General features: G+C 61.3%; 12 protein-coding genes. 7 read left to right on the forward strand and 5 right to left on the reverse strand.

From position 1 onward, the window contains the following. Positions 1–857: 857 nt before the first annotated feature. Together AC1DIO_RS34465 and AC1DIO_RS34470 are read right to left on the reverse strand one after the other, a co-directional pair. Complete coding sequence (locus AC1DIO_RS34465) at positions 858–1253, reverse strand: GFA family protein (protein WP_476854874.1); 396 nt, start codon at positions 1251–1253, stop codon at positions 858–860. Positions 1254–1402: 149 nt separating this feature from the next. Next, positions 1403–1780 (reverse strand): winged helix-turn-helix transcriptional regulator, encoded by a 378-nt coding sequence (locus AC1DIO_RS34470; protein WP_476854875.1) that lies wholly within the window; start codon positions 1778–1780, stop codon positions 1403–1405. A gap of 87 nt (positions 1781–1867) precedes the next feature. Between AC1DIO_RS34470 and AC1DIO_RS34475 the strand changes: the two genes are divergently transcribed. After that, positions 1868–2869, forward strand: a complete 1002-nt coding sequence (locus AC1DIO_RS34475; protein WP_476854876.1) for a zinc-dependent alcohol dehydrogenase family protein — start codon at positions 1868–1870, stop codon at positions 2867–2869. 338 nt (positions 2870–3207) lie between these two features. Here AC1DIO_RS34475 and AC1DIO_RS34480 read toward each other — a convergent pair whose 3' ends face one another. Beyond that, a complete protein-coding gene (locus AC1DIO_RS34480; protein WP_476854877.1) occupies positions 3208–3762 on the reverse strand; it encodes a GNAT family N-acetyltransferase in 555 nt (184 codons plus the stop codon). Positions 3763–3864: 102 nt separating this feature from the next. Continuing rightward, entirely contained in the window at positions 3865–4503 is a 639-nt protein-coding gene (locus tag AC1DIO_RS34485) for a hypothetical protein (protein WP_476854878.1), read from the reverse strand. A gap of 308 nt (positions 4504–4811) precedes the next feature. Between AC1DIO_RS34485 and AC1DIO_RS34490 the strand changes: the two genes are divergently transcribed. The 4 genes from AC1DIO_RS34490 (at position 4812) to trhA (ending at position 8007) form a co-directional block, all read left to right on the forward strand. After that, positions 4812–6101, forward strand: a complete 1290-nt coding sequence (locus AC1DIO_RS34490) for a hypothetical protein (protein WP_476854879.1) — start codon at positions 4812–4814, stop codon at positions 6099–6101. Between the two features lie 536 nt (positions 6102–6637). After that, positions 6638–6850 (forward strand): hypothetical protein, encoded by a 213-nt coding sequence (locus tag AC1DIO_RS34495; RefSeq protein ID WP_441507161.1) that lies wholly within the window; start codon positions 6638–6640, stop codon positions 6848–6850. Positions 6851–7045: 195 nt separating this feature from the next. Then, positions 7046–7267, forward strand: coding sequence for a hypothetical protein (locus tag AC1DIO_RS34500; RefSeq protein ID WP_476833034.1), 222 nt, complete (start codon positions 7046–7048; stop codon positions 7265–7267). A gap of 77 nt (positions 7268–7344) precedes the next feature. Next, positions 7345–8007, forward strand: a complete 663-nt coding sequence (gene trhA, locus AC1DIO_RS34505; protein ID WP_476768673.1) for a PAQR family membrane homeostasis protein TrhA — start codon at positions 7345–7347, stop codon at positions 8005–8007. A 72-nt stretch (positions 8008–8079) separates the two neighbouring features. Here the strand turns inward: trhA and AC1DIO_RS34510 are convergent, their stop codons facing one another. Continuing rightward, positions 8080–8463 carry a response regulator gene (locus AC1DIO_RS34510; RefSeq protein WP_441507164.1) on the reverse strand — a complete coding sequence of 128 codons (384 nt, stop codon included), beginning with the start codon at positions 8461–8463 and terminating at the stop codon, positions 8080–8082. Positions 8464–9539: 1076 nt separating this feature from the next. Between AC1DIO_RS34510 and AC1DIO_RS34515 the strand changes: the two genes are divergently transcribed. Together AC1DIO_RS34515 and AC1DIO_RS34520 are read left to right on the forward strand one after the other, a co-directional pair. Further along, a complete protein-coding gene (locus AC1DIO_RS34515; RefSeq protein WP_441507165.1) occupies positions 9540–9749 on the forward strand; it encodes a cold-shock protein in 210 nt (69 codons plus the stop codon). 179 nt (positions 9750–9928) lie between these two features. Beyond that, the gene (locus AC1DIO_RS34520) at positions 9929–10174 is read left to right on the forward strand and encodes a hypothetical protein (protein ID WP_441507166.1); all 246 of its coding nucleotides are present in this window, start codon (positions 9929–9931) and stop codon (positions 10172–10174) included. Positions 10175–11422: the final 1248 nt, after the last annotated feature.

Below are 11422 nucleotides of genomic sequence, written 5' to 3' on the forward strand. Positions count from 1 at the left end.
CTTCAGCTCATCGACAAGCCCATCCTTGGCGAAAACATCGCGCGGATCACGTCCCGCAAGCAACTGATCCAGTGTGTCCTTCTTGATGACCATGAGCGCCCTCCATCGGCGTCACTATGGCCCCGGACACAAAATCCCTGACAGTCCCGTTAGCCGGTAAGCATATGTCGGCGTCTTCCTCACGACGAATACCGCTGCCGCCAACACGCCCAGCAATGCCAGCCCGGTTGAGCCGCAGCCCCATTTCATAGAATGAGCCAGTTCGATGAAGCGGTAGTCATGGGTCTGCAACTATCACAGGTCCGAGTCAGCTAACCACCACCCATTGACGACATTGCTGATATGCAACGCTCATCGGCAAGACCGCTGCTGCTGCGTCGCCTGATAATTCAGCCACCGCACCGCACCGAAATGCACCCGTACGGCTGCTCGCCCGTAGTGCCGAATGAAGTCGAGCCCCATCAACATGAACAGGATCGGGATAAGCAACAACGACCCGCGGTCCAGTGACTTGGAACGTCCATGAAAAACCCATGGATCGCATCGAAAACTGAGATCATCTKGCGATCCACAATGGACGATTGCAGCGTTGGCCCCGGCACGCGAGGTTGCGTGAGGAGGCATTGAAGCTCCGCCAACCMCGCCGCTATTCGTCTTCGCCGTCGCCAGCATCGGCCAAGACCTTCGCCGGTTCCGGTCCGGCGACTGCAATCTCCCGGCACGCTGGGCCTTCAGCCCTCTGACCACCGCCTCCAGACGGCCTCGCGCCAGGCGGATGTCGGCGCCTTGCCTGGAAGCGGGCATTCGCAGACGGGTTGGGCAGCGTCGGCCGGGTCCGGACGTTCGCTCTCAACACCTCAGTCGCGCGGTGGAACGGTGTCGTATTGCGGCAGGCCGTCTGCGATCTCGTAGTAGTCCCCCTTGTCGGCGACGTAGATATGCAGATTTGCAGTGGTCTCTGTCGGTCCTTCGAAAGCCCCCATTGCCACGGCGATCCAACCCCGATCCGACCGATCCCAGAAGAGAGACGATCCGCATGTCGAGCAGAAGCCGCGTCGGACGTTCTCCGACGATTGAAACCACGTCAGCTTCTCCTCGCCGACAATCGTCAAGGCAGTCCTAGGCACATCAGTGGACGCGAAGTGGTGGCCCGAGTGCTTGCGGCACATTCGACAATGGCAGAAGTTAGGATTTAGCAGGCCGCCAGCCACTGTTAAGGTGACCGCACCACAAAGGCATGAGCCGCTGTGCATCCTCGATTCACTCCCGCAGGCGTCTAGTCGGGAAGCATGGCATCGGGGTTGCGACGTTCGCAAGAGCGTCCGCTATGGGCCAACTCCGACATTCGCGATGTCAGCGCCCGCTCAACGATGGCTCGATACCGCCTCGACCGAATGCGCCCTCACCGCGGAGGGCAGCTCCGTGCCGCTTCGATTTGGTCCCTGGCCTGCAAGGCTTCGCCCCAGTTTCGCAAGCTGATCAGAACGGGTTCCAGCGTGCGGCCAAACTCGCTCAATTCGTATTCAACGCGCGGCGGCACCTCCGGGTAGACGGTGCGGCATACGACGCCGTCGGCCTCGAGCTCGCGGAGTTGGATCGTCACCATCCGGGGAGTCGCGTTCGGCGTCAGGCGGCACAGCGCATTGAAGCGCAATCGTCCCTGGAGAAGGTGGAACACCAGCACGGGCTTCCAGATTCCACCCATGACGCTGAGGGTCGCMTCGACTGCGCAGCCCGTCCGGGTCGCCTTGCGGCGGGCCTGCCTGACAGTATCATTCATGATAGTACATGTGCCTTTTGATCGTACTTACGAATATGTCCTTACCTGCCTAGGTCTAGCGCGCCAACACAGCCCAAGGAGACGGCATTGCGCGCTTATCGAATGAACGGAACGAACGCCCCCCTGACGCTGCACGAGGACGTCGCACCGACGGCGGGCCCAGGAGAGGTGCTCGTCGACCTCAAGGCGGCCACGCTCAACTATCGGGATCTGATCGTCAGGGAAGGACGCTATCCTGGGGACCAGAAGCACGATCTCGTCCCGCTTTCCGACGGCGCCGGCATCGTGACCCAGGTTGGAGATGGCGTGTCTCGCGATCGGATTGGCGAGCGCGTCGTGCTCGGCTTCATGCCTGGCTGGCTGGACGGCTCGTTCTCGGCCCGCAAGCAGGCGACCGCGCTCGGCGGCGGATTCGTTGATGGCGTGCTCGCCGAGCAGATCGTCCTGCCGGCTGCCGCTGCGGTCCCATTCCCTGATGCCTGGAGCTTCGAAGAGGCTGCAGCATACCCTTGCGCGGGCGTTACGGCCTGGAACTGCTTGTTCGGCGGCCGCGGCTTGCGCCCCGGTGATAGCGTTCTGATACAAGGCACCGGCGGCGTGTCGACCTTCGCGCTGCAGTTCGCCCGAGCCGCCGGGGCGCGTGTGATAGTCACCTCCAGTTCCAACGAGAAGTTGGCCTGGGCCCGCAAGCTGGGCGCGGAAGCGACGATCAACTACCGCACCACAGCGAATTGGGGGGAGGTTGCCGCAGGCATGGCCGGCGGAGAGGGCGTCGACTTCGTGGTCGAGGTTGGCGGCTCCGGTACCTTGAACCAGGCGCTGTTGGCAGCTCGGCCCGGGGGCGAAATTGCGCTCGTTGGCGTTCTCACCGGCGTCGCGGGCGAGATCAACACTGGCGCAATCCTGATGAAGGCTATCGATCTCCGCGGAGTTTACGTTGGCTCTGTCGCCAATCTGAAAGCCGCGATGGCGACTGGGGTCAAGCCGCTCATCGACGAGATTTTTGCCTTCGAGGCGGCGCAGGACGCGTTCGACCGGCTGCGCAGCGGGCAGCATCGCGGAAAGGTTGCCATCACCATATCAGCCTGAACTTTCAGGCAGAGACACGATCCGCTTCTGAAACAGCAGAAGCGGATACGGCGCCGCTATTCGTCTTCGACGTCGCCAGCATTGGCCAGAACTTGCGCCAGGTCTGGCCCGGCGACTGCAATCTCGGGGCAAGCCGGGCCTTCAGCCAGCGGACCACCGCCTCGAGGCCTCGCGGCAGGAGCGGCTGTTGGCGCCGTGCCCGGAACCGGGCACGCGCAGGCGGGGCGTACAGCGGCGGCTGGCGCCCCGTTGCGGATCTCACTTCGAGCATGGAGCAGGCCAGAACAATCAACCGATCTTCGGCATCACCCTACGCACGTCATCACTTATGCACGTCATCAATTGCGCCACTCGGTAGAAAGGAGGGCGTAGAGCAGATCGTTGCGCCAAACATCACCCACACGCAGATTATCTCGCAGCACCCCTTCGCGGCTGAAGCCCAGTTTCTCGACCAGCCCGATCGAGGCGCTGTTGTCCGGATGGATAAAGGCTTGAATGCGGTGCAGGCCAAGTTCGGCAAAACAGAAGTCAAGCATGGCCGTAACTGCCTCTGCGGCCAGACCCTGCCGATGCCGAGTKGGGTTAATCATATAGCCAATGCTGGCGCGCCTGCTCCGAATGTGACCATCGTGGTAATTGACCAGCCCCAGACATCGATCATTTGCTCCGTCGGCCACMGCCMAAAATCGATAGTAGGATGGCGTGCAATCGATGAAATTGCGCACCGAGCGCTCGGTTTCGACCCGCTTTGTGTAAACGGGCTGGTTCCAGAAGCGCATTGTCTCGGGATCGGCGAAGCACGTGTGCATCTCGTCCGCATCATCGGCGCGAAACTGGCGCAAGCGCAGGCGAGCGGTTGAGAGCGTAGGATGAGGTATGGGGCGCTTGGCCATAGGAGCGAGCCTCACGAAACGATCAGCCAGAAAAGGCCAAGTTGGGCGGCCTACGTCAATTGCGAGGTCCGCTCCCCACTGATCGAAACAGGTAAAGCCGACTCAGTTAATGGTATAATCTAGCGTGGAGTGGATCAGGGTCCACTCTCCGCTATCCTTGCGATAGACGAATGATTGTCCGAATCCCGTTGGGATTGACTGCTTGACTTTATCAATTTGCACTCTGGCAGATCGCTCCATCGACGAAACGACGACAATGGCAGTGCTGTAGCCGGCATCGAAGACAGGCATTGAGATATCAACGCGCCTTATGCTGATCGCAGGCTGCTGATAGCTCTGTTCAGTGTCGGCTGGAGGCGCTCTTCTTCTAAGGTTAGCCAGTCGTTGGCTCCACATTTCATTGGCTTCCGCTTCGGAGCAGAAATGGCCCCGTGTCAGCCCGGCGGGGTCGATAATGTCAGAAGGCGCGGTGCCGGTGTGAGGCGCGCTGACGTCTGCATAAAAGCTCAAGCCAAGATACTGTTGGGCGAAGGTCACATAGACAGCGCGACTGGACCATTGTTTCGCAAAGATACAGGGCTGCTGATCCGGGACATGGTCGCGGAGGACATTCTTGATCAGAGTTGCCGCTTCTTGCTTCGCCCGATCTATTGCCCTTCCCAACCGTTGCTCGGCTTCATCGTCCGCCCGGATTGGTTGCGGGAACAAGAGCAGAAAAACGACGGCAGAGCGCAAGAGCAAGACCAGTATCCCGGCGACTTTCCTAGCTTGTGATCGTAGCGGATTGCGCGCTGAGGTAAATCTGCCTTTCCTTGATGCTGCGTCGTAAAGAGGCCGAGCAGACGGATCAAACGTCTCCTTGGTATGTCCGCTGCCCCGCCGCTATTCGTCTTCGCCGTCGCCAGCATTGGCCAGAACTTGCGCCAGGTCTGGCCCGGCGACTGCAATCTCCCGGCAAGCTGGGCCTTCAGCCMGCGGACCACCGCTTCGAGGCCCTCCTCGACACCTATGGCGTTGCTGCCCACGGTCTCGACGGGCAGGGGCAGGACGTGCGTAATGTCGCCGTCGAGCAATCGCTCCGGGGGGCCTTTTCATGCGTCTGGCTATTGGTTTCGGATTGGGCCCAGGGGCGCGCTTTGCGGCGCGGCGCCAGGCCGTTTGGCGCTCTCCTCGGGCTTGTTCTGACCGTCTTCGGATCAGGCCTCGCCGCTGCCTTCGAAACCCCGCCAACGGTCAGCGCTGCTTCAGTGCTTGGCGCGCAGGCCTCCGGTCCGAATTATCGCGTCGACCCCGAGGTGCACAGCGACGGCCTGCTGCGGCTCTTTGTGCTCAAGACCGCATTCGGCACTTTTGACATAGCCGGCGAAGGATTGATGCGTGAGCGGATCCGCGAATTGTCGGCCCTTCGCAAGCTGAACGAAATGTCCGCATCGGATGCTTTCGTGAAGTCGCTCGAGCGGCAAGCCGCTGCTCCCCTGCGCTTCGGCGCCGACCTCATCACCTCGCCAGCGGAGACGCTGAAGAAATCCGCTTCAGGTGTCGCCAACATGTTCAGCCGGATTGGAACCGGCATCGCCAACACCAGCGCCAACCGCGACAGCATTGCCGGCAGTATTCTGGGCGTCGATGCAGCGCGACGGGCGCTGGCCGTCCAGTTGGGCGTCGATCCTTATACCGATTTCCCGCCGCTGGCCGCCAAGCTGAACGACATTGCCGCAGCCAGCGCGATGGGCGGGCTTTCCGTCAGGGGCATGATGCTGGCGATCCCGGGGGGCGCCGGTGTCGCCATCAGTTCCACGACGACCGTCGATAGCGTTCGGGCAACTCTGGCCGAACGCACCTCGACCCAGATCGTGGAACAGGTGATCGGCATGCTGACGCGCATGAAGGTCTCTCGCGCACTGGCGGAGCGCTTCGTCCAGAACCGATCCTATACGCCGACCGACCTGCTGCTGATCACAAAGGCTCTGGCCTCGCTCAAGGTCGGCGGAAACGCACTCTTCGTGGCGAAGGCGGCTGAGGCAACGACGCGTGAAGAGGCCTATTTCCAGCGCAGCCGCGCCCTGCTGCTCGCGTCCAACGCCAAGGCTCTCGGCATCGGCCCGTTCGTCGGGGTTGGCGGCTTCCCGCTGAACCGCTTGAAGGACGGCCGTCTGCTGGCCCTTTTCCCGCTCGACGAGATCGCCTGGACCGAGACTGTCGCGGGCCTGTTCGGCAAGGTCTCGTCTGTGAACCCTGGCGATGGAAAGGCTCCGGTGCTGGTGACCAACGGCACGCTCACGCCGATGGCGCAAGCCGAGATCAGCCGGGCGGGCTGGACTGTCGAGCGCGTCAAATAGCGAGTGGCTGCACAAGGCGCGCTTCGGCCACAGGCGGGCATCGTCCAGAATACGGGAGGATAGGCGCATCGAAGCGCGCCTGCGTCTCCATCTCCGGGCTGTCATGTCCGTTCGCGCAGCGCGGAGAGACGCAGCGGCTGCTCGCCAAACGTCACGAGCTTCGCAACCTGGAGCCTGAAGCCCCGGCAGGAGAGGGGGCTTTGACCGTTTGGATGCGCAGCGAGCCTTCCCGTGCTCCGCAGGCTTGGGGCAGCTTGCTGCGTTGCGATTGCGGAATCCCGGAACATCCGGGGCCGCTGCCGGGTTAAGATGAGAGGCGGCTCGKAACACCCCATGAACCCGGCCTGGCATCGCCTCGAACGAGGCCCAGACAGGGCAGCGTCGATCGATCTGCCGGCGCGACAACACATCGAACGATCGCACAGGGAATAACGCCGCATGCACGGCGTTTACCTCCGCTTCCMCGGGAGCGATGGCCCGCGATTCACCGCGTCGATGCCGGCCGAAATCCGTGTTCGATCAAAAAGGACAGTTCGATGACCCCCGCCAAGAAACCAGACAGCGAATTCGACCGCGCCCGTGCAAGGATTGAAGGCACGGACAAGAAGCCCGTCGGGAAGCCCGACAAGACGATGCCCGCGGCAGGCCCCCATGTGACGGAGGGCTCGACGAACCATGACGCGACGCCGGGGGCCGGCGCGCTGCCCTCGACCAAGCCGCGCAAGGACGTTGACGCCGGGACGGGCTGAATGCGCCTCAGGGCCCCCCAGGCGAGCGGGGCTCTACTCACGCGGTCGGCGCTGCACCTGCCGGAGATCGCGCAGGCGATCGTGCCGGATATCTGCTGAAGGCCACCAGAGCGACGGAACATTCTGCCTGCGCCCGGCTTGAGCTTCTTTGCGAKGGGGCAGGCTCCGATGTTCAAGATTTTCTACGAGCTCTCGATGCTCGCCGCCGAAGCGCAGCAGGCCATATGGCTGCGCACCATCAGGCTGTCAGCCGGTGGATCTGCCGCTGGTCGCGAGGCGCAGTTGATGGTGACCGAGAAACTGGCGGCGGCCCAGCAGGCTTTTTCGAGCCTCGCGGCAGGGGCGCCTCCCATCGGAATCGTGCGTGCGTATCGCTCCAAAGTGCGCTTGAATGTCAGGCGCTTGTCCCGGCGATAGGAGATGTCCCGCTTCGATGGCGTGGGCGAGCAGGCCGATTTCTCCCGATCTCCTGACAAGGCTTGAAGGAATCTGACATGCGCGAACCAACGCATGGGCGCTTCGAATTCACCCGCGCCGAGCTTTGGGCCGACGGCGTCGTCCATGTGCTGGGCATCGCCTTGGGGCTGGGTGCGGTCGCCATCCTGATCGCAAGGGTGCTCGCGACGGCTTCGCTGTCCGATCTGGTTTCTGTCGGGATCTACAGCGCTGCGTTGATTGCCGTTCTCAGCGTTTCCGCCCTCTACAACATGTGGCCGGTCTCGCCCATGAAGTGGCTGCTGCGACGCTTTGATCATTCAGCCATCTACGTCTTGATTGCCGGTACCTACACCCCCTTCCTGATGAAGCTCGGCGAAGCCGTCGTGGCGCAATCCCTGTTGGCTGCCGTATGGATCACGTCGCTCGCCGGCGTCCTGCTCAAGCTTGCTCTGCCGGGCCGGTTCGATCGCGTTTCGATCGTGCTCTATCTCTGCCTCGGTTGGAGCGGCGTGATCGTTTGGGAGCGCGTTGCGCAGTTTCCGGCGGTCACCTTGTGGCTCATGCTGGCGGGCGGCGTTCTCTACACGGTGGGCGTCCTGTTCCACGTCTGGCGGAGCCTTCCGTTTCAGAACGCCATCTGGCACGTCTTCGTCCTCGCGGCGTCCGGCTGTTTCTACGGGGCTGTGCTTGCGACCTACGGTTGGGCTCCATCGGCCTGAAGCTTCCTGCAGCTCCTTCCGAAACGACAGTGTGGAGACCGATCGCATCGCCGACCGACGTCCAAAGGCCGTTCAACACGTCTGCGTCGGATTCGCCCGGGTATCGGCCCTTTGAATGGCATCGAGGACTGAGGTCTCGGCATATGGCTTCCGTAAGAAGACGGTGCCGGAGGGCATTTCGTCGGCCAAGGGCGATACGCGGCCCGATGCAAGGATGAGAACGACCGGAGGCCATCGCTCGCGGATAGCATGGAGCAGCTTCAGGCCGTCCATAGACCCGGGCATCTCTATATCGGAGAACACGACACGGATGTCGGGCCGCGTCTCCAGAAGAAGGATGGCATCGTCAGCGTTGGCCGCTTCGATGGCGTCGTAGCCCGCGTCTTCGATCAGTGCGACCGCATTCATGCGGATAATGGGCTCGTCTTCGACGACAAGAACGACKGTCTTTGTCATGGAGAGCTTTCGGCTGTGAACCGACTTAACTGGCGCCAGCCATGGTTGTTGCGTATAATTGAAAAGAATTGTTCATGTTACAATTAGAAATTCGTTAGGGCGCCATACCCTTATCCATTCATGAGGGTTCGCCGCGAGGGCATTTCGCCACTGACGCCGGCTTGCCGGACTTGGCGCCCCCTCCCGCCAGCCCGCGGCCGCAGCCTGGTTCGAGATCAAGGCTTTCTCTTCGGCAAAGCCAGCCCCGAGCCGGCTGTCGCAGGCTGCCGGCAGCCTACGCCCGTTCTTAAGCCGGCCGCTTGGTCCCTTGGGGGGCGAATAGTTTCCAATGACGTCGAGGCACGTGCTATCAGTCACTTAAGAGGAGCATGTGAGCCCGGTCGGGCTTTGCTATAGCCATGGAAAGATCCGTGGACCCGCTTTCGCTCCGAGAGCTGTCGACAGCCGAAAAGGCCTGTCATGGCACATCGCGCAGCGAGGTATGACTCTTTCCGGACCAAGACGTCATTTGGCTCTCTGGCGACCCTTCAAGCCTCAAGACGCGATAATCCTGACGGAGCGCGCCAAGAGCCGACTCCGACTTCTTGCCCGCAAGCGGACCTACGTCGCAAAGCACAATGCGGTCGGGCCTAGCCCGCATAAAATCGGGATAGAAGACCTTTTGTATGGTGCTGCCCATAAATGCGGAGACGATCGTCCGCCTTGTAGGTTAGGAGCGGGCGTCACGGATCCCAAGAATTTGCGTAAGCGGTAGAGGGCGGATCCACGGCGCGCGTCCCCTCGCAATGGGGCAAGCGCAAGGATATTTTTTGTAATTTCGCCCCGATATGTGAAATAAAGCATATATTTTGAAACGAATTACCGAGTTCACATGTTGCGTCTAGAGAAATGATTTAACAAAAAGATTGACCTTATCGGTTGTTTTCTATAAGTTGATTTTTGTCGATATTGCTTGGACGGTCGTTGTTATTTTCGCGCTCAGCGCGTTTCTGATAAGTTCCCCCTTTCGAAATCGTTCTGAACTCGCCGGGCACTCGCTTGGCGAGCGACAGGTCTTGCCAAAAGGAGGGTTTCTTATGACCACCGGCACAGTGAAATGGTTCAACTCCACCAAGGGTTTCGGCTTCATCCAGCCTGACGACGGCAGCCAGGACGTCTTCGTCCATATCTCCGCCGTCGAGCGCGCTGGAATGCGCGACCTTGCGGAAGGCCAGAAGCTCGGCTTCGAAGTCGCCCGGGACAACAAGTCCGGCAAAATGGCTGCGGAGCAGCTCCAAGCCGCCTAATCAGACTGCCTCGTCGACGATGACCACGGATGTACTGGCATTGTCGCAGCAGTCCTTCGAGGAAGGCCAAGCTCATGCTTGGCCTTTTTCATTTCTGCCAGCTTTAGATTATATTCGAGAGCCGACGTCGCCCCCGAAACTCCCGCCGCTTGCTATCGCCAGAGGAAGCAATCACGGCCATGAACGAGCACCGCAGGATTACCCGCTCCCCCCTTTCTTGCAGCGTCCAGGTCGGTGATCTTACGGTCGAGGTCGCCATCTATAGGATCGAGAATGACGGTTGGACGCTGGAGCTGGAAGGCGGCACCTCCACAATTTGGTTGAGGTCATTTGCGACTGATACCGAAGCCATGGCCGAATTCATCGAGCATGCGGAGCACGTCGGTTTGGCAAATCTGGTTGCCGTACCGCTCACCGTCCACTAGCGCGGCAAGTTGGCTCGTGTCGCACGGTGGAATCGCACTGAGAAGCTTTTGGGCCGACGGCTTTTCTTCCTTTTATGCCCTTAGAGCTTCAAGCGTTTCACCCGTCGGCGATGCCTTCGAGCAGCCACCGAAAAGCCCTCGGCCAGGCGGACTTGTTGTAGCCGCGCCGCTGCGAACGTTGAGCAGACAGGCATGTTCCGCGATCTAGCCAGAGGTTGCGCCATCCTCGCGCAGAGCCGGGCAAAGCCCGCCCCGACATCCGCATCGTCTTCTGCGATATAGAGATGCCCGGATCGATGGATAGCTTGAAGCTGATCCACGCGGTTCGCGAGCGCTGGCCGCCGATAATCCTGATCCCGTCGTCGGGCCGCGGGTCACCGCTTGTCCACGAAGTGCCCGACCATGTCGACCGCTATGGGCGGCGGAAGCGATGGCTGTTCCGGTGAGGAAAGCGCGGTTCGAGCGGGAGACCGAGGCGATCTGCGACKAGCACCTACACCCTCCGGGAGCCGAATAGATCGACGAAACCATCAGTCTCTCTATGCGGTCGTCGCGGCGACGCGAACGAGCAATTGCTTAAGCAGACACAGCAGCCCCGGGGAGAGCCCGGCGCTGCTCGATKCCCGAAAGGGTCGCGTAGACAATAATGCCGGGCAGAACCCAACCCAGAACACGGCAGAGTTTCGGCGCCGGCGATCTTGCCCAGCGGCGGGATTGACGGGACATGAGCCATTCCGCCGGCTCGGAAGGTCGGCTGAGAGTCGAAGCCGACACCTCGTCGGTGCGCTGCGCGAAGGAGTATTTTGCGCAGCACGAAGAGACGCACCGGGACGGCGGGGGCGGTCCGGCGGGAGGAGGGGGCTTGGTGGCTGTCGGGCCATGCGTTCACTTCGCGCCCTCTGAAATGGTAAAATGGCCGATGCCAATCTCGGCTTACCTGCAGGCAGGCCTGTTCGTGGTGGCTGCGGCCACCGCGTTGTTCGCAAGCGCCGGCACGGTCGCCATCCCCGGCTTTTGGACGTATCTGGCAATCCTCGCCATCGTCATGATCGTTTCGTTCGCAGTGCTCGATCCGGACCTGCTGCGCGAACGCATGCGGCGGGACTGTCAGGGATTTTGTGTCCGGGGCCATAGTGACGCCGATGGAGGGCGCTCATGGTCATCAAGAAGGACACACTGGATCAGTTGCTTGCGGKACGTGATCCGCGCGATGTTTTCGCCAAGGATGGGCTTGTCGATGAGCTGAAG

The organism is Allobosea sp. 05T439 (assembly GCF_056396005.1).